Below are 18,588 nucleotides of genomic sequence, written 5' to 3' on the forward strand. Positions count from 1 at the left end.
ATACAAAGGATTATCCACATTTTGATCTGGCTTTTGAGTTTCTTGATTGAACTTATTATTATGATATTGTGGATCTGCTGGGAATCCAGCTTGATGCTCTAATATATGCTGTATTGTTAAATTAGCTTTTCCCTTTATTGGATCATTTTCTCCATCTATAAACTCTGGGAAGAACTTAGTTATTTTATCTGATAAATTTATTGTTCCATCACTTACTAACTTTTGAATAGCATAATTAGTTGAATACATCTTTGTATTTGAAGCTATGTCATATAGTGTTTCTGTTGTAACCTTTGGTGAATCAGTTTTTGGTGTTCCATCTTGATTATAAGCATTTACTGTTCCATAAGCGCTGTTTTTTACCATGACACCGTCTTTAATAACTGCTAATTGAGCACTTGTAAATCCATTTTTAACGTCATTATTTATTAAAGTGTCAATTAAATCTAAAGTATTTTGATTCATTCCAACTACCTCAGCACTACCTTCTAGTACTACTGGATATGGTATTTTTATATTTATTTTACCAGTTTCAGGAACAAAATTTGTAACTTGTATTGTATTTCTATCATTTACTGTTAAGGATGATATATCTACTTCATATGTTGTTCCATTGTTACTACAAGCTGCACTAACATCTACCTCTTTGCCATTAACGAATACTCTAACACTCTCTAAACCATCAGTACATGTTATATATAATTTTCCTTGACCCTTATACCCTTTAAAAGTGTACATGTTGTTAACTATTAAAGTATCATCTACATAATTCAAGCAGTCAGGAAAAGTTATATTAGCTTGTAATCCTGATTCATTAATAGATCCGTTTGATATAGTAACATTTCCATAACCAATATTACTTGCACTTGTTTTTATTGTAGGCGCAACTACCATAGATGACATAAATGTTAATGCCATAGCAATACTACATAACCTCTTTTTAGATATCAAATTTACCACCTTACCTCTTTCATATAAAATTATTTTATCCTCTTAATTTTATTAAAGCTTATTATAAATTAAGCATTTTTAACATCTGATTCTTTAATTACAAAGTAAGTTATAATAAATCCTGCAATATAAGAAATAACTAAACCTATGAAAAAGTTAAGCATACTTTCTGGTTTCATTATAGGAATAGCTACTAGTCCAGATGGTCCCCAAGAGTTTGCTAATACATGTGTTAACATTACATAAGCTCCCCCAAAACCAGCTCCTATACCTGCCGTAATAAATGGTTTAAACATAGGAAGAGTAACTCCATATATTAATGGCTCTCCAACTCCTAAGAATCCTGCTGGAAGTGCACCAGTTATTACTTTTTGTAATCTCATATTTTTAACTTTTCTTGCCATGAAATAAATAGCTATTGCCGCACCAACTTGTCCCGCTCCAGCCATTGCAAGTACTGGGAATAATGAAACTCCACCCATAGCCTCTAATTGAATTGCATAAATTGGAATTAATCCATGATGTAAACCAAGTAATACCATTGGTAAGAATAATGCTGCTAATACGAATCCACTAATAACACTTACAACTGGGTTTGAAGAATTAATGATCACGCTTAATGCAGAAACTAACCCATCAGATAAATACCCAGCTACTGGCATAATAATAAACACGAAAATTATTGCTGTTATAAGTAATGTTAGTAATGGAGTTAGTATTAAATCTAATACATCTGGTACTATATTACGAATTGATTTTTCTATTTTAGCAAGTATATATACCCCAATAATAACGCCTATGATACCACCTTTTCCTGTTGTTAAAATAGAATTTAAAGGTACTGCTTCATCATATAAACCTAGCATAGTTGATAAAGCAACAATATTACCACTTATAGATATCGCTCCAATCATACCACCAAGAGCTTCTGTTGCACCAAATTGCTTGGCTGCGTTAATACCTGTATAAATCGCAAAGTATGATAAGAATCCTCCGCCAATTAATGAAAACATTAATTGTGTAGCTTGCCAGAATCCTTCTGTTGGAAGTGTCCCTTGTCCTTGTAATGTAGAAACTAAACTTCCTAACCCATTAAAGATACCAGCTGCAATAATTGCAGGTATTAAAGGAATAAAAATATTTGCAATTACATTGATTACCTTTTTAAATTTATTTTGCTTTTGATTATCTTTAATTGCTTGTTTATTATCTTGCCAATCTTCTGTTACAACTCCATCTCTTGGAAGTCCTAGCTCACTTATACAAATATCTGTAACCTTTTTTGCTTTACCAGGTCCTAAAACTACCTGTAAATAATTATTAGCTTCAACAACTCCTAATACACCTTCTGTATTTTTTAACTCTTTCATTTTAACTAGTTCTATATCTTTTATTGTTAGTCTAAGCCTAGTCATACAATTTGCAGCCTTTATAACATTACCTTTTCCACCAACTAAATCAACAATTACCTTTGCTAATTCTAAATTTGTCATATAATTCCCTCTTTTCCTTAATTAATATTTTCTAGAGCAAATCTCACATGCCCTTCAGCCCTTTTTAATCTTTCTTCAGCTTCATCATACTTACAATTAAGAAGTATCATTACAACAGCAGTCTTGACCTTACCATTCGCTTCCTTTAAAGTTCTCCTTGCTGTATCTCTATCACAATCTGTTGCTTCAATGACTATGTTTTCTGCTCTTACTACTAACTTTTCATTAGTTTGCATTACATCTACCATAAGATTTTGATAAGCTTTTCCTACAGCTACCATACTCCCAGTAGATATCATATTTAAGACCATCTTTTGTGCAGTTCCAGCTTTTAACCTAGTTGATCCTGTAAGTACTTCAGGTCCAACTACAACTTCAATAGCTACATCTGAATACTTTGCCATTTCAGAGTCTTTATTGCAAACAACTATAGCTGTTTTACAGCCTATTTCTCTTGCATACTTTAGTCCATGGATTACATAAGGTGTTCTTCCACTAGCTGCTAGCCCAATTACTACATCTTTGTTAGTTAAATTGATGTTTTTTAAGTCATCAACTCCTAAAGTTTTACTATCTTCAGCACCTTCTACAGCTTTTATAAAAGCAGATTCACCCCCTGCTATTAATCCAATGACTAAATCGCTTGGTACTCCAAAGGTAGGGGGGCACTCAACTGCATCTAATAAACCTAATCTTCCGCTTGTACCTGCACCCATATAAATTATTCTTCCACCTCCCTTCAAAGCTTTTGCACACATATCTATAACCTCTGAAATTTTAGGTAAAGTATCTCTAATTGAGTTTATAACGTTTTCATCCTCTTTATTCATTGTTATTGCGATTTCTATTGAAGTCATTCTATCTAAATTCATAGTATTTTTATTTCTAGTTTCTGTTGTTAGCTTAGTTAAATCTACCATAATAGTCCTCCTGATTTTATCTTAAAGTTAACGTTTACCTTAAGTTTAAATTAGGTTTTTGTATATGAGTTTTATTAAATTGCTTCATATTTGAATCATAATTTCTATTTACAAAAGCAATATATAATATATCTATTATATTTAATTGGGCTATTCTAGATGAAATTGCCCCTTCTCTAAATACATGTTCTGTTGCAGCTACCAATAACTTATAATCTGCTATTTTAGCAATAGGAGATTCTTCTGATCGTGTAATTGCAATAATAGGAGCACCTATTTTCTTTACTATATTAGCACACTTAATCATTTCTTCTGTAAATCCAGAATAACTTATAATAATGGCTACATCATTTTTCTCCATATTTATAGATTGTAATAGTTGTGCATGAAAATCATCATTTATACAGCAACTTTTATTTATTCTTAAAAACTTCAAATAAGCATCCTTTGCAACTAATAAAGAAGCTCCAACTCCAAATAAGCAAATATTCCTTGATTTCTCTAAAATCTCTACACAATCTTCTAATTCCTTAATGTCAATTAACTTTTCTGTTTTCTCTAAAGATGAAACACTCTTCAGAGTAACTTTTTTTATAATTTTCTCTAAACTATCTTCTTTATGAATACTTTTTAATCTTTCTTCATCGGCTGATTTTCTAATTGCCAATTCATATAGTAATGAATGAAGTAAATCTTTATATCCTTTAAATCCTATTTTTTTACAAAGCCTTATAATAGTAGATGGGGACGAAAAGGTTTTCTCAGATAATTGATATATATTACTTTCTACTACAGACTCCGGATTCCTCAGTAGATACTCTATTATTCCCTTTTCAGTTTCACTAGACTTATCGATGTAATCTTGTAATTTCACAACTACACTTTTCATAAAACAACCTCCATCTATACATTAATTCTACAATTTTTAATCTATCTTATCAATATATTACCATACTTTTGAAATTTTGTTTCATACTTTGGTAAATTTTATATTTTCGCATTATTTTAAATAAATATTTCAAATTATATATATAGAAAAATATGTAGAATAATTCATAGTTTTTATAAGTTGGCAACTAATTTCTAATTTTTTTGTTTCAATTAAATTTATTTTGGGTTATAATACTATTGACAAGAATAAATATATAGAATATATGTTCTTGGTATATTTTAGCTTTACAGCTTATATTGTAATAAAATTTAAAGTTATGGAGGTTTATACCATGTTAGTTTCAGCAAAAGAAATGTTAAACAAGGCTAAAGCGGGTAAATACGCTGTAGGTCAATTCAATATCAACAACTTAGAATGGACTAAAGCTATTTTACAAACTGCTCAAGAAAATAATTCACCTGTTATATTAGGAGTTTCAGAAGGAGCTGCTAAATATATGTGTGGTTTCAAAACTATAGTTGGAATGGTAAATGGAATGATGGAAGAATTAAACATCACTGTTCCAGTTGCAATTCACTTAGATCACGGTAGCTATGATGGAGCTTTAAAAGCTATAGAAGCTGGATTCTCTTCAATAATGTTTGATGGATCTCACTATCCAATCGACGAAAACATAGCTAAAACAAAGGAAATGGTTAAATTAACTTCTGAAAAAGGACTTTCTTTAGAAGCAGAAGTTGGTTCAATCGGTGGAGAAGAAGATGGAGTTGTAGGTGCAGGAGAAATTGCTGATGCTGCTGAATGTAAAGCAATTGCTGACTTAGGTGTAACTATGTTAGCTGCTGGTATTGGTAACATTCACGGACAATATCCTGAAAACTGGAAGGGATTAAGCTTTGATGCTTTAGAAGCTATAAGCAATGTTACAAACAACGTGCCTCTAGTATTACACGGTGGTACTGGAATTCCAGAAGAAATGATCAAAAAAGCTATTTCTTTAGGAGTTGCTAAGATCAATGTTAACACTGAGTGTCAATTAGCATTTGCTGAAGGTACTAGAAAGTACATCGAAGCTGGAAAAGATCTTCAAGGAAAAGGCTTTGACCCAAGAAAGCTTTTAGCTCCAGGAGTTGAAGCTATAAAAGCTACAGTTAAAGAAAAAATGGAATTATTCGGATCAGTTAATCAAGCATAATTTCATTAAATATAAAGGTAGAAAGAATTTCTTTCTACCTTTTAATTTTGTCTAAAAATTTTAACTTAGTCTAAATTCTTAGGCAAATTTACTTCTTTATAAATTATTTTTATACTATTCCTATTATCCTAAAGCAACATCTAAAACCATCATAACTATAAATCCAAGTATCAATCCTAATGTTGTTAGCTTTTTATTTTCCATTGATGCTTCTGGTAATAATTCTGCCCCTACAACAGCAATCATGGCTCCTGCTGAAAATGATAATAAAAATGGTAATATGCTTCTAACTGATAAGGCAGCTATTACTCCTATTACCCCAGCTATTGGTTCTACTAGCCCCGAAGCTTGTCCGTATAAAAAACTTTTTGTTCTTGATATACCTTCTCTTCTTAATGGTAAAGATACAGCTGCTCCTTCTGGAAAGTTTTGCAACCCTATTCCTAATGCTAAAGTCATTGCTGCTATTAATGATGTACCTGGTATTCCAACTGCAACTCCTCCAAATGCAACACCTACCGCTAATCCTTCTGGTATGTTATGAAGAGTTACTGCGAGAACTAAAAGTATACTTTTTTTGTATTTGCTTGTTTTAGGCTGATCTTCTTCTCCTTTATTGGTAATTACACCATAAGAATAGGTATCCATTAATTTATCTGCAAAAATTAAAAATAATCCCCCTAATAGAAATCCTATTGCCGGAATAACAAATCCACTATATCCAAGTTCATTACAAAGTTCTATTGCTGGATTTAATAAAGACCAAAAACTAGCAGCTATCATTACTCCAGCACCAAAACCTAACATTGTATTTAAAACTTTTTTATCTACTTTTTTAAAGAAAAAAACCAATGAAGCACCTAAAGCTGTAATAAACCAAGTAAATAAAGTTGCAAGCAATCCTTGAATAACTGGATTAAATTCACTAAACCAGTCCATATATATATCCTCCTTAGTATTTAGATTCCTTAATTATATCTTACTAAGAAGGTTTAATTATTGTTACATATAAATACAAAATACTACATTTTTATTTTAAAGCCCCTTCTCATCCTTTAATTTTATACCTTTTTCTTCTAATAGTTCATAAATTGTTTTTGATGTAGTATCTTCTTTTGTATAACCAATTAAATCTAATATTTCTTCTAATTTTTCTTCTGAAGTAGTTTCTATTTCTAAATATGGAAATGGACAAAAACTTTTATCATTTATATCTATTTCTACTAAGGAATCTTTTAATTTATAGCTTTCTCTATATTTTTTTATAGATTGTTTTAAACTTAATCCTAAAGATAGAAAGATTTTTTCTGCCGCTATTTTATCCTCAACTATTGTTTCATTTTCTTCCATAACTTTAAATGTTTCTTGACTGAGCATTTTTTTTGTAGTCATATATACAACTTCTTTATTTGACATTCTATCATCTGTTATTCTTATTCTTGCATATCCTTTTGCATTTAATAATCTATTATCTTCAAAATCATATATATTATTAGTTTGATATTCTTCTTTTACTTTTTCAGCTCCCAATGATTTAAGTTTTTCTCTTATTCCATCAACATCTATATCAATTATTCTAGTTTCTAATTCTTTCATATAAATACCCTCCTCTAAAAATTATATAAAATATTATATCATATTAAAAATAGAAACAAAGAACTTGTTTCACTCTTTAAATTACTATACCGTAGTTATTTGTTCAAAAATATCATATATCCATATTGTATATTTAGACAAATTTTCATAATAAGTATAAAATTTTATTATTAATGTCCGAAATATATCATATAAACATAATTTTGTATTAACTGTATAAAACTGTATAGAAAATAATTGCTCTGTATGGAATTTTTTATGAGAGGTTAGTTTAATGAATATCGAAAAAAAATTTATAAATGTAAGAGATTTAAAAATAGGTATGGTTATAGCCAGTGAGATATTATCTAATGGAACTGTTCTTGTTGGCAAAGGAATAACACTTAATCAACAAATGTTAGATAAGCTAAATTCTATTTGTACTTTTGATATTGTTGAAATATATACTGATGAAAAAGATGACTCAAAAGAAAAGTTAGCTTTAAAAAAAGCTGAAAAAACGCTTAATAATATTTCTATAGATGTTAAGTTAATATTTGATAATGCTAAAACTCTTCAAACATCAAATACAAATGAAATAAATGAATATGCAAAAAAATTATCTCAAGAACTTAAACTTAGTAGCAGTGTTTTAAAAAATATCGTTTTACATGGTAGTGATGAAGATTGTATATATAGACATTCTGTAAATGTAGCATCATTAAGCTATTTACTTGGAAAATGGCATGGATTAAACGATAATAAGCTCCACTCACTTATTTATGCCTCCTTACTACATGATTTTGGTAAAACAAAATTAGATGAAGATGTAATAAAAAAAGAAGAACCTCTTTCTAAAGAAGATTTTGAAATAATAAAAACTCATCCTACTATTGCTTATAATGAAATAAAAAAAATTCCATTTATAAGCCAATCAGTACTTTATGCAATTTTAATGCATCATGAGAGATGTGATGGCACAGGATATCCGCTTGGACTAAAAGGAAATCAAATTCATGATTTTGCTAAAATTATAGCAATAGCTGATACTTTTGATGCAATTAATTCAAATAGAACATATAAAAAAAGAAAAAGGCCACTAGAAGCTCTAAAAATTATAAAGGACGAAAGCTTAAATAAACTTGACTATAGTCTATGCTGTACATTCTTAGAAGGAATGGCAAACTTTTATATTGGACAAACCGTATTACTAAATAATAAAAGTAAATGTAAAATAATAAAAATGGATTTAAATAACATTTCATCTCCACTTTTATTAAGTGAAGACGAATTCATTGACTTAAGCAAAACTACTGGCCTATATATTGAACAGATACTTTAATAATAAGAGTTAATAATTAAGGTTTAAACATATACAATTATTTATATAATCTTCTGCAAACTGATAAAAAATAAATTAATGAAAAAAACTAAAGTAGGAGTTTTTTTCATTAATTTTTAATTTTACATAATAACTATATATTTTATATGGCTATCTTAACTTTTATAATTTTTCTCTTCTTTTACTTGACTTTATAAATAATTCTTTTAATCTTTTCTCATCACTTTCAACTAAAGCTGATTTTATATAATTTATCTCATTTATAAAATTATCTATTGATTCTATTAAATTATCTTTATTTCCAATAAACAATTCACTCCATAAATCTTCATTTATATTTGCAATTCTAGTTAAATCTCTATAGCTATCACCAATGAAACTTCCCGTATCTCTATCTTCTTCATCACTGTTAATTAATGCAACTGCTATTGCATGAGGTAACTGACTTGTAAAGCCTATCATTTTATCGTGAAATATAGGATCTATCCTTTTAATTCTTTTGAATCCCATATCATAAATAATATCTTCTAAGATCTTTATATTTTCTTCTTTATTTTTATCAGTTACTGTTATTAAATAATTTGCCCCTCTAAAGACTTCCTTAGATGCATAATCAATACCCCTCTTTTCCCTACCTGCCATAGGATGTCCAAATATAAAATCTATACCTGGAGGTAATATATTTAATATATCATCTATAAAAAGCTTTTTTATCCCTGTAGTATCTGTAACTATTGCTCCTGATTTAAATAAATTTCTATTTTTCTCAATAAATCTTTTGATAAGCATAGGATAAATTGCAAGAATAATTAAATCAGCCGCTCCTACTATTTCCCCAGCATCTACATACCCCTTCTTAATTATTCCTAATTCTTCTGCCTTGCTCAAAGTACTTAAATTATTATCAATTCCATAAACATCTTCATATCCTGCTGCTTTAAGTGCCATAGCAAAACTTCCACCAATAACACCAAGCCCTACTATTAAAATCTTCATAAAAACACCCCAATTTATAATTAAAAGAATGAACGAATTAATAATGAAAAAATTGTAAAAAACTATTCAGAGCAACTCTGAATTACAAAATTCCATAGGAATTTTACCATTAATTTTTTCACTTTTTCATTCTTTCATTATTTCATTATTTTTTCCCTTCCATTTCTGCTAATATCTTAACTTTGTTCATTAGCTTTTTAAATGCTTCTGGTTTTATTGACTGTTGTCCATCGCTTAATGCACATTGTGGATTGTTGTGGACTTCTATCATTAATCCATCTGCTCCTGCACTTATTGCCGCTTTAGCTAATGGTTCTACAAGATACCAGTATCCTGCTGCATGACTTGGATCTACTATAACTGGTAGATGTGATTTCTTTTTCACTACTGGAATTGCACTTAAATCTAATGTATTTCTTGTATAAGTTTCAAATGTTCTTATACCTCTTTCACATAAGATTACATTTTCATTTCCAGCTGCCATTATATATTCAGCAGACATTAACCATTCTTCTATTGTTGCAGACAAACCTCTCTTTAATAAAATTGGCTTGTTTGTTCTTCCTAATTGTTTTAATAAATCAAAGTTTTGCATATTTCTAGCACCAACTTGAATTACATCTACATCCCTAGCAAATATATCTATATAATCTGTTGACATTATTTCCGTTACTATTGGAAGTCCTGTCGCCTTCCTAGCCTTTTTTAGAAGTTCTAACCCCTCTAATTCTAAGCCTTGAAAACTATATGGAGAAGTCCTTGGCTTAAATGCTCCACCCCTTAAAAACGTTGCACCTGATTCCTTTACTCTCTTAGCTATTTCTATTATTTGCTCCTCGCTTTCAACAGAACAAGGTCCTGCCATAATAGCTAAGCTATTTCCTCCAATTAAACTACCATTTACATCAATTACTGTATCCTCTGGCTTAAATAATCTATTGGCCTTTTTATAAGGCTCTTCAACTTTTAGAACTTTATCCACTCCAACAAATCTAAGAAGCTTATCAGAATCTATAGCTCTAGTTTCTCCAACTACGCCCAAGATGCAAAAAGTTTCTCCTTGCGATAAATGAACTCCTAACCCTTTACTCTCCAAATCTCCCTTAACCTTCAATACTTCATCTTCACTACAATTCGGATTCATTACAATAATCATACTATCCCTCCATACTACTTATTTTAATTAATAATTCACAATGTATAATTTAGGGGAAAACTTCTCCTAAGCCTCTATAAATATATTACTAATCCTAAACTCCTAAAAGAGTTTACTCATTTATTTTTCAACTCTTTCATCATTAATTATTCATTGCTCATTATGTATTAAAAATCCCTTTCCTTAAACTCTAAAATGAGCTTATTCTTAATTATCCATTGTATACTGCATTATCGCTTCCATTGCCATTGCATAGCCCAATTCTTTAAACCCACATATTTGTCCTATACATGCTGGTGCTATTACTGATTTATGCCTAAATTCTTCTCTTGCATGTATATTTGATAAATGCACCTCAACAGTTTTTATATTTACTGCCTTTATTGCATCCATTATAGCATAGCTATAATGTGTATATGCCCCAGGATTTATTATTATACCATCATATTTTTCATAATACGCCTTATGAATTTCATTAATTATTTCACCTTCTATATTGCTTTGAAATAACTTAATATCAATATTTCTTTTTTGCCCCTCTTCTTTGATGTAATCACAAACATCTTGAAAGTCTTTAGTTCCATAAATACCTTTTTCTCTTACTCCTAACATATTCAAATTAGGACCATTTATAACTAGTACCTTCATCTAACCCCTCCTAAATATACTTATTGCTAAATTATTTTAATTATTTTATCTATAGTTTCTTCAATAGTTGTATCATTAACTATTTTTATCTCACAATAATTGTTATATAAATTATATCTTTCAGAATATAGGTTGTAAAGTTTAGACTTACCATCTGATAATAGTGGTCTTGATGATGTATCAATATCTTTTAATATATCTTCTATGGGCCTATCTATAAATATTATTATTCCTTTATCCTTAAAGAAATCTATATTCTTTTTTCTTTTAATAACACCACCGCCGCTAGAAATTATAATCTTACTCTTATTGCTTAATTCTTTACACGCTAGTGTTTCATAATCTCTAAAATATTCCTCACTTATATTGAATAACTCTTTTACTGTACTATTAGATATTTCTTCTATATATTTATCCATATCACAAAAATCATAGTTTATTTTATTTGCTAGTTCTTCACCTATAGTACTTTTTCCACATCCAGGCATTCCAATTAATAAAATTATATTCTTATCCATTTGTATTCTCCTATACCTAAATGAAGTGTAACTTTAATTTTTCGTATATTTCTTTTATTATTTCTTCATCAATTAATACATCATTCCATATCTCTTGAGCCTTAGCTGCTTGACCTATAAGCATATACAATCCAGAAGTAGTTTTTTTAGATAATGAATTCCCTATATTTACAAACTTGGTTTCCATAGGATTGTATATTAAATCTACTAAGGCATCAAAATTTCTTATTATATCTTCTGTTACTGGTGACACATTAATATTAGGATACATACCTACAGGAGTAGAATTAATTAAAATGTCTCCGCTAATATTTTTTAATTCTTCATAAGTTATTACATCTACATTTTGTAAATTAAATTCTTCTTTATTTGGTTTTCTGCTTACAATCTTAATATCTGATATATTATTATCTAATAAATAATGTACTACTGCTCTACAAGCCCCTCCATTACCTAAAATAACTGCACTTTTCCCTTTTATACTTATACTATTAACTTTTAACATATATCCAAAGCCATAGTAATCCGTATTATGGCCATATAACTTTCCATTTTCTAAAGATATTGTATTTATTGCTCCTATTTTTTCTGCTTCCTCTGATATACTATCAATATATTTCATTATATCTTTTTTGTAAGGTATAGTTACATTTGCTCCCTTTATCTTTAATAATTTTAAAGCTTCCGTAAAATCTTCTAGCCTATCTTTTTCTATTTCGAATAATTTATATGCCCCATCTTTATTAATAGCTTTTAGTAATTCACTATGAATTTCTGGTGATAAACTATGAGAAAGCTTTTCTCCTACCAATCCGTAAAACTCCATAATATTGCCCCCTATTCCTATATTTAATTTATATTATGTCATATACCTAATTTCTTTGATTATAAAGATTATATCATAATAAAAAAACATGTAACATAATAAGCTTTTTATAATTATCTAAAGAATAAAAATTTAAAGCAGTGAAAACTTACTATGTTTTCACTGCTTATAAACTATTGAATATATTCATTTTTTATAAATTGCCTTTTATTATCTAACTCAAACCCTTGTCTATTAAAAAATTTCAATTCTTCTTCATTATATTCTTTATTACTATTTACTATATAGGCTACTTCATTTTGTTTTGCATTTTTTTCAAGCTCTAAAATTAATTGATGTCCTACTCCTAATCCTCTATATTTTTCATCAACAATCATACTATTAATATCTAATTTTCTTTTATAATTTAAATCCTCACTTATATTACTATCAACATACCCTATAACATCATCATTTAGTTGTGCCACCAATGTTATGGATCTTTTATCCTCTGCTATGGATTTTATGTTTAAATAATCTAGCTTTGAATTAAGCTTATGAATATCCTCATAATCATTTAATTTAATTTCCCTCACATCAAAACCCACCATAAAAATGCCTCCTATTTTATAAACGTTTATAATAATGATAATTTTAAAAGAAAGGTAACCCTTTCCTCGTTTTTATTTTTCTGAAAATTCTAAATATTGTTTATATTATAATTATACACCTAAAATTTTCTAATTGCTACTATATTTTTTTATATTATTTCATTTATAAAGGCATTTATAGATTTAACTCTATGACTTTAACTCTTTAAAATCATATGTTTATTCATTATATATATTACTATAAATAATAAATTCTTTATTAATATAAATATTTAAATTTTTATATTCCTAATAAATAAAAAGGAGTACTGTAAAAGTAACCCCTATATTAAAAGTACGATTTATATTTTTAATTTTAATTATATTCAATTATCATCCTTACTTAATATATTAAACATTAGTTTATATATTATAAACTTGCTTTATAGCTTCCAATAATTTTAAAGTATCCACTATTCTTTTCTATAAGATTTAATGCATTTTTAACTTCCATATTTTCTATGCTTCCTTCAAAATCGACATAAAGTAGATACTTCCAAGATTCATGCTTATTAGGTCTTGATTCTATCTTAATCATATTTATATTATTTTCTGCAAAGTATCTTAGTAAATTATAAAGTGTACCAGCCTTATCTTCTAAAGAAAATACTACACTAATCTTATTACATTCATTATTATACTTTAACTCTTTTCCTATAATTATAAACTTAGTATGATTATCCTTTTTATCATTTATATTTTCTTGTAGAATGTCTAGTCCATAAATTTGTGCTGCCCTTTTACTTGCTATAGCAACTTTTTTAGTATCTTTTAAATCTGAAATTAATTTAGCACTTATTGCTGTATTGTGATATGGAATTAACATTATATCTTGATATCTACTTAAAAATTTCTTACTTTGCTCAAATCCTTGAGGATGTGAATATATTTCTTGTATGCTATTTATATCTGTTCCTTTTATTCCTATTAAATGCTGATCTATCTTAATACATTCTTCTCCAACAATATAAAATCCATACTTAACCAAAAGATCATATACTTCAGTTATTGCTCCTGTATATGAATTTTCAATAGGTAAAATTGCGTATTGGATTTTATTATTTTTTAAAGCTTCAAATACATCTACAAACTCATCATAGCTTTTTGTATTATCACAAGTTTTAAAGTATTTTAAAAGAGCTTCTTCACTAAATGATCCTTTAACACCTTGATATCCAATTACAAAATTTGAGTTTTCTTCAATTAAGTTATTTTGAACATTATTATTTTCTTGTATTATATTTGCTTGAAGAGATCTGCTTAATTCCATTAAATTTTCAAAAAAGCTTCTTCCTATGTCACTATATGAACTATTATTAAGCATTTTTATATTTTTTTCTATAACTTCTTCTTCTCTTTTACCATTAAAAATTGGTAATTTATTTTTCTTTTTATATTCACCAACCTTAACTGCAACATCCATTCTTCTTTCAAATAAAGCTATTAATTCTTTATCTATAGAATCAATTTCTTTTCTATGGTCATCTAATTCACTCATTAATTATCTCCCCTTTATTAAGTCAAGTAAGCCTATTGCTGTTACAGCTTCTATAACAGGTACAGCTCTTTGAACTATACATGGGTCATGTCTTCCTTCAACTCTAAACTTTACATTTTCATTTGTTTTTATATCTATTGTACTTTGCTCTTTTATAATAGATGCTGTAGGCTTTATTGCAACTTTAAATAATATAGGCATTCCATTTGTAATTCCACCTAGTATTCCACCATTGTTATTAGTTGTTGTTTTCACCTTATCTCCATCATAATAATATTCATCATTACATTCTGACCCAAATATATTAGTTATTTCAAAGCCCTTACCAAACTCTATTCCTTTTACGGCTGGTACTGAAAACATTAAATGAGCTAATGTAGATTCTACTGAATCAAAAAACGGATTGCCTATTCCAGGACTTATTCCAGTTACAGCACATTCTATACTACCACCAACTGAATCTCCATCATACTTTGCTTGTAATATAGTATGCTTTATCTTTTCCCCTAAAGACTCATCAATTAATGGTAATTCCATTTTTCTTAATTTCAATATATCATCTTTTAATATATTTGTACTATTAAAATCCTTATCTTTTATATCTTTTATTGAAGATATATGAGCACCTATATATATGCCTTCTTTTTCTAATATTTGCTTACATATAGCTCCTGCAAAAACTAAATTTGCAGTTATTCTTCCTGAAAAATGGCCTCCACCTCTATAGTCATTAAATCCAGAATATCTCATATATCCTGTATAATCAGCATGCCCAGGTCTCATATAGTCCTTCGTTTTACTATAATCTTTTGACCTAGTATCAGCATTTCTAATTATTGCACAAAGAGGTGTTCCAGTAGTTTTTCCTTCAAAATACCCACTTAATATTTCTGGAAGATCACTTTCTTTTCTAGCTGTTGACATTGCGTTTTTCCCTGGTGCTCTTCTATTCATTTCTAAAAGAACTTTATCCATATCAATTTCAAAACCAGATGGTAACCCATCTATATTAATTCCTATTGCATTACCATGTGATTCTCCAAATATAGAAACTTTTATATTATTGCCCCATACCCCACTCATCTATATTTCCTCCTAGCATTTTAAAATCTTCAAAAAATCCTGGATAAGATTTTGCTATGCAATCATAATCAGTTAATTCTATAGGATTTATGCATCTAGTCGATGCTATTGCTAAAGTCATGGCTATTCTATGATCCTTCCAGCTCCAAACCTCTACTCCACCTTGAAGCTCATCTACACCATCTATAATAAGACCATCTTCTTTTTCTACTATTTTAGCTCCTAATTTATTAAGTTCAGTTGCTACAGCCTTTAACCTATCACATTCTTTAATTCTTAGCCTACCTGCATTAATTATTTCTGTCCTACCTTTTGCGAGTGCTGCAACTAAAGATATTACTGGAATTATATCTGGACATTGTGATGCATCTATTACAGTCGATACTAATTTATCTTCCACATTGCATTTAATATTATTTTTATCAACTATAAATTTTGCCCCCATTCTTTCTAATATATCTATTACTTCTTTATCTCCTTGAAGAGAATTCTTCTTTAAATCAGTAATAGCAACATCTGAACCAAGTGCATCTGCTGCAAGATAAAATGCTGCTTGTGAATAATCCCCTTCAACTCTGTAATTTCTAGATATATATTTTTGGTTACCTCTAATTATAAACTCTTTATAATCTCTATTTTCTATTTCTATTCCAAAGTCTTTCATACAATCTAAAGTTAAATCAATATATCCTTTTGACTCTATATTGGTACTTATATTTATTTTTGAATCGCCATCTAATAAAGGAAGAGAAAATAAAAGCCCTGTTATGAATTGTGAGCTTATATTACCTGGCAGGCTAAATTCTCCTGGCTTTAGCATACCTTTTACTATCATATTCAACTCATTTTCAACATTGTTATATTTAATTCCTTGTTCTTTAAATATATCAAAATATGTGTCCAATGGTCTCTTTCCTAAGTTTCCTTTTCCAATAAACTTAGTCATTCCATCAAATAATAAAGATATTGGTATAATAAATCTTAAAGTAGAACCTGATTCGTTGCAATCAATGTATCTTACTGCATTTTTAACCGCATCTTCTCTATATATACCACTAATAATTACTTTATCTCTCTCTTTATTTATAACTGCTCCCAATGCAACCATTGCATCTATAGTTGCATTAATATCATCTGAGTAATCTATATTTTCTATAGTAGAAGTACCCCTTCCTAAAGCAGCACAAATAATAGCTCTATGAGACATACTTTTAGAAGGTGGAACCTTCACAGTTCCATTCAACTTAGATTTTGATAATCTTAAACTATTCATAAAACACCACCTTGTTTGTAATTGGAAGAATTAAAAAGTGAAAAAATGAAAAAATTAATGATATGATTCAGCCAAGCTGAGTTATTACAAAAATTTCTCACTATTAACTTTTCACTTTTGCCTCTTAATACTTTTCAACATTTACTAATTCATTCATAACTCAATCCGTCGAGTTATTTCGTTAACTTTTCATCCTTTCTTACTTTTCCTTTTCACTCTATTCTAATCTATTCGTAACTAGTCTTACCGAGTTATTTCATCTGTTTTTTCATTTTTTAATTTTTCTTGAATATTTTGCTTGTTGTTTTGTATATAAAGCTTTCTCCTATTTCTTTTAAAAAGATTATGTTCAAGCTATTCCCTAGATTTTTCTTATCTAGCTTCATAGTTTCTAGTATCTCTTCAATATCTATCGTTAGTTCATATGGTAATTGATATTTTATTAATATATCTTTAATTATATCCACTGTACCATTCTTTGTTATTCCTAATTCTTCACTTAACTTAGTTATTTCATACATTCCAATTGCAACAGCTTCTCCATGCGTATATTTACTGTATTTATAGTACTGCTCAATTGCATGACCTATTGTATGCCCAAAGTTTAAAAGCATTCTTTCCCCAGTATCCTTTTCATCTTTTTCCACAACACTTTTCTTAATTTTGCAACAATTGTGAATAATATATTCTATATTGTGCATAACTTCCTTTTTATTACTGTAATTAATAAGATTACCAAAGAATTCTTTATCTTTTATACAACCATACTTAATAACTTCTGCCATTCCATCATTAAATACCCTATCACTTAATGTATTTAAAACTTCTGGATCTATAATAACTTTCTTTGGATGATAAAAACTACCAATTAAGTTTTTTCCCTTATCTAAATCTACTCCAACTTTTCCACCTACACTACTATCTACTTGTGCTAATAAAGTTGTAGGACACTGTATAAATGGTACCCCTCTTAAATATGTAGAAGCAACAAAGCCACCTAGATCTCCTATAACTCCTCCACCTAAAGTTAAAATTAAATCACTTCTTGTAAACTTAAAATTTAACAGTTCATCATAAACTAATGGTAAAGTAAAAAAAGCCTTACTCTCTTCACCTGGATCAAGTACTATTTTTTTAGCATTATATCCGTTGTTAATTAAATTATTTAATACTAAATCACCATAATACTTATCAACATTTTTATCAGTTAAAATAAAAACCTTATTACCTTCAAAAAAGCCTTTTATCTCATCTGCTAATTTATTAATTATTCCTTTTTCTATAATAATATCATAGCTACTATGAATTAAATTTACAGATAACTTCATTAAAACACCACCTTGTTTGAAATGGGAAAAGTTAAAAGGTTAATAGTGAAAAAGTTATGATAATAATTCATCTATGCTGAATTAAAAAGCTAAACAGTAAAAATCATTATTAATTAATCTTTCATTACTTTAATTCTTTCAATATTTCACTTTCACATTGTTTAACCATCTACTACATTAATAACTCAGCCTTCTTGGTTATTTCATTGACTTTTCACTTCTCCACCCTTTAATTATATCCTAAACTCCTTTGGAGTTTATTTAT

At 28.5% G+C, this 18,588-nt stretch carries 18 protein-coding genes; 2 read left to right on the forward strand and 16 right to left on the reverse strand.

All coding sequences use genetic code 11. The features are described 5' to 3' along the window. The 4 genes from CSBG_RS13460 to CSBG_RS13475 all read right to left on the reverse strand — a co-directional run. On the reverse strand, window positions 1–951 hold a 951-nt coding region (locus CSBG_RS13460), incomplete at its 3' end, for a serine hydrolase (protein WP_008680367.1). 68 nt (window positions 952–1,019) lie between these two features. Next, the gene (locus CSBG_RS13465) at window positions 1,020–2,444 is read right to left on the reverse strand and encodes a PTS transporter subunit EIIC (protein ID WP_008680370.1); all 1,425 of its coding nucleotides are present in this window, start codon (window positions 2,442–2,444) and stop codon (window positions 1,020–1,022) included. A 17-nt stretch (window positions 2,445–2,461) separates the two neighbouring features. Beyond that, entirely contained in the window at window positions 2,462–3,364 is a 903-nt protein-coding gene (gene murQ / locus CSBG_RS13470) for an N-acetylmuramic acid 6-phosphate etherase (RefSeq protein ID WP_008680373.1), read from the reverse strand. A gap of 34 nt (window positions 3,365–3,398) precedes the next feature. Continuing rightward, entirely contained in the window at window positions 3,399–4,253 is an 855-nt protein-coding gene (locus CSBG_RS13475; protein ID WP_008680376.1) for a MurR/RpiR family transcriptional regulator, read from the reverse strand. A gap of 334 nt (window positions 4,254–4,587) precedes the next feature. Here CSBG_RS13475 and fba point away from each other — a divergent pair, with 334 nt between their 5' ends. After that, complete coding sequence (gene fba / locus CSBG_RS13480; protein ID WP_008680378.1) at window positions 4,588–5,451, forward strand: class II fructose-1,6-bisphosphate aldolase; 864 nt, start codon at window positions 4,588–4,590, stop codon at window positions 5,449–5,451. Between the two features lie 123 nt (window positions 5,452–5,574). Here fba and CSBG_RS13485 read toward each other — a convergent pair whose 3' ends face one another. Beyond that, window positions 5,575–6,390 carry a ZIP family metal transporter gene (locus CSBG_RS13485; RefSeq protein WP_008680380.1) on the reverse strand — a complete coding sequence of 272 codons (816 nt, stop codon included), beginning with the start codon at window positions 6,388–6,390 and terminating at the stop codon, window positions 5,575–5,577. A 96-nt stretch (window positions 6,391–6,486) separates the two neighbouring features. Beyond that, a complete protein-coding gene (locus CSBG_RS13490; RefSeq protein ID WP_008680382.1) occupies window positions 6,487–7,047 on the reverse strand; it encodes a CYTH domain-containing protein in 561 nt (186 codons plus the stop codon). A gap of 274 nt (window positions 7,048–7,321) precedes the next feature. On the opposite strand from CSBG_RS13490, the gene CSBG_RS13495 reads away from it, so the two are divergent. After that, window positions 7,322–8,368 carry an HD-GYP domain-containing protein gene (locus CSBG_RS13495; RefSeq protein ID WP_008680385.1) on the forward strand — a complete coding sequence of 349 codons (1,047 nt, stop codon included), beginning with the start codon at window positions 7,322–7,324 and terminating at the stop codon, window positions 8,366–8,368. Window positions 8,369–8,530: 162 nt separating this feature from the next. Here CSBG_RS13495 and CSBG_RS13500 read toward each other — a convergent pair whose 3' ends face one another. The 10 genes from CSBG_RS13500 to aroB form a co-directional block, all read right to left on the reverse strand. Next, on the reverse strand, window positions 8,531–9,364 hold the full coding sequence (locus CSBG_RS13500; RefSeq protein WP_008680387.1) for a prephenate dehydrogenase: 834 nt from the start codon (window positions 9,362–9,364) through the stop codon (window positions 8,531–8,533). A gap of 145 nt (window positions 9,365–9,509) precedes the next feature. Further along, window positions 9,510–10,520, reverse strand: a complete 1,011-nt coding sequence (gene aroF, locus CSBG_RS13505) for a 3-deoxy-7-phosphoheptulonate synthase (RefSeq protein WP_008680389.1) — start codon at window positions 10,518–10,520, stop codon at window positions 9,510–9,512. 207 nt (window positions 10,521–10,727) lie between these two features. Beyond that, on the reverse strand, window positions 10,728–11,168 hold the full coding sequence (gene aroQ / locus CSBG_RS13510; protein WP_008680391.1) for a type II 3-dehydroquinate dehydratase: 441 nt from the start codon (window positions 11,166–11,168) through the stop codon (window positions 10,728–10,730). A 26-nt stretch (window positions 11,169–11,194) separates the two neighbouring features. After that, on the reverse strand, window positions 11,195–11,686 hold the full coding sequence (locus tag CSBG_RS13515) for a shikimate kinase (protein WP_008680393.1): 492 nt from the start codon (window positions 11,684–11,686) through the stop codon (window positions 11,195–11,197). A 16-nt stretch (window positions 11,687–11,702) separates the two neighbouring features. Next, the gene (gene aroE, locus CSBG_RS13520) at window positions 11,703–12,512 is read right to left on the reverse strand and encodes a shikimate dehydrogenase (RefSeq protein WP_008680395.1); all 810 of its coding nucleotides are present in this window, start codon (window positions 12,510–12,512) and stop codon (window positions 11,703–11,705) included. A 173-nt stretch (window positions 12,513–12,685) separates the two neighbouring features. Next, window positions 12,686–13,102: a GNAT family N-acetyltransferase gene (locus CSBG_RS13525; protein WP_008680397.1), complete on the reverse strand. Its 417-nt coding sequence runs from the start codon at window positions 13,100–13,102 to the stop codon at window positions 12,686–12,688. A 409-nt stretch (window positions 13,103–13,511) separates the two neighbouring features. Then, window positions 13,512–14,639, reverse strand: a complete 1,128-nt coding sequence (pheA, locus tag CSBG_RS13530) for a prephenate dehydratase (RefSeq protein ID WP_008680398.1) — start codon at window positions 14,637–14,639, stop codon at window positions 13,512–13,514. A 3-nt stretch (window positions 14,640–14,642) separates the two neighbouring features. Then, window positions 14,643–15,722, reverse strand: coding sequence for a chorismate synthase (aroC, locus tag CSBG_RS13535; protein ID WP_008680400.1), 1,080 nt, complete (start codon window positions 15,720–15,722; stop codon window positions 14,643–14,645). Next, complete coding sequence (aroA, locus tag CSBG_RS13540; protein WP_008680403.1) at window positions 15,700–16,995, reverse strand: 3-phosphoshikimate 1-carboxyvinyltransferase; 1,296 nt, start codon at window positions 16,993–16,995, stop codon at window positions 15,700–15,702. Before aroA ends, aroC begins: the two co-directional genes overlap by 23 nt. Window positions 16,996–17,270: 275 nt before the next feature. After that, window positions 17,271–18,323 carry a 3-dehydroquinate synthase gene (gene aroB, locus CSBG_RS13545; protein WP_008680405.1) on the reverse strand — a complete coding sequence of 351 codons (1,053 nt, stop codon included), beginning with the start codon at window positions 18,321–18,323 and terminating at the stop codon, window positions 17,271–17,273. Window positions 18,324–18,588: the final 265 nt, after the last annotated feature.

Origin of the sequence: Clostridium sp. 7_2_43FAA (genome assembly GCF_000158375.2) — a bacterium.
In the GTDB taxonomy this organism is placed as follows: domain Bacteria; phylum Bacillota; class Clostridia; order Clostridiales; family Clostridiaceae; genus Clostridium; species Clostridium tertium.

Bases quoted from the DNA above. Each gene is read 5' to 3' on its own strand.
- CSBG_RS13465 (WP_008680370.1), bottom strand. From the start codon at position 2,444: ATGACAAATTTAGAATTAGCAAAGGTAATTGTTGATTTAGTTGGTGGA.
- murQ (WP_008680373.1), bottom strand. From the start codon at position 3,364: ATGGTAGATTTAACTAAGCTAACAACAGAAACTAGAAATAAAAATACT.
- CSBG_RS13475 (WP_008680376.1), bottom strand. From the start codon at position 4,253: ATGAAAAGTGTAGTTGTGAAATTACAAGATTACATCGATAAGTCTAGT.
- fba (WP_008680378.1), top strand. From the start codon at position 4,588: ATGTTAGTTTCAGCAAAAGAAATGTTAAACAAGGCTAAAGCGGGTAAA.
- CSBG_RS13485 (WP_008680380.1), bottom strand. From the start codon at position 6,390: ATGGACTGGTTTAGTGAATTTAATCCAGTTATTCAAGGATTGCTTGCA.
- CSBG_RS13490 (WP_008680382.1), bottom strand. From the start codon at position 7,047: ATGAAAGAATTAGAAACTAGAATAATTGATATAGATGTTGATGGAATA.
- CSBG_RS13495 (WP_008680385.1), top strand. From the start codon at position 7,322: ATGAATATCGAAAAAAAATTTATAAATGTAAGAGATTTAAAAATAGGT.
- CSBG_RS13500 (WP_008680387.1), bottom strand. From the start codon at position 9,364: ATGAAGATTTTAATAGTAGGGCTTGGTGTTATTGGTGGAAGTTTTGCT.
- aroF (WP_008680389.1), bottom strand. From the start codon at position 10,520: ATGATTATTGTAATGAATCCGAATTGTAGTGAAGATGAAGTATTGAAG.
- aroQ (WP_008680391.1), bottom strand. From the start codon at position 11,168: ATGAAGGTACTAGTTATAAATGGTCCTAATTTGAATATGTTAGGAGTA.
- CSBG_RS13515 (WP_008680393.1), bottom strand. From the start codon at position 11,686: ATGGATAAGAATATAATTTTATTAATTGGAATGCCTGGATGTGGAAAA.
- aroE (WP_008680395.1), bottom strand. From the start codon at position 12,512: ATGGAGTTTTACGGATTGGTAGGAGAAAAGCTTTCTCATAGTTTATCA.
- CSBG_RS13525 (WP_008680397.1), bottom strand. From the start codon at position 13,102: ATGGTGGGTTTTGATGTGAGGGAAATTAAATTAAATGATTATGAGGAT.
- pheA (WP_008680398.1), bottom strand. From the start codon at position 14,639: ATGAGTGAATTAGATGACCATAGAAAAGAAATTGATTCTATAGATAAA.
- aroC (WP_008680400.1), bottom strand. From the start codon at position 15,722: ATGAGTGGGGTATGGGGCAATAATATAAAAGTTTCTATATTTGGAGAA.
- aroA (WP_008680403.1), bottom strand. From the start codon at position 16,995: ATGAATAGTTTAAGATTATCAAAATCTAAGTTGAATGGAACTGTGAAG.
- aroB (WP_008680405.1), bottom strand. From the start codon at position 18,323: ATGAAGTTATCTGTAAATTTAATTCATAGTAGCTATGATATTATTATA.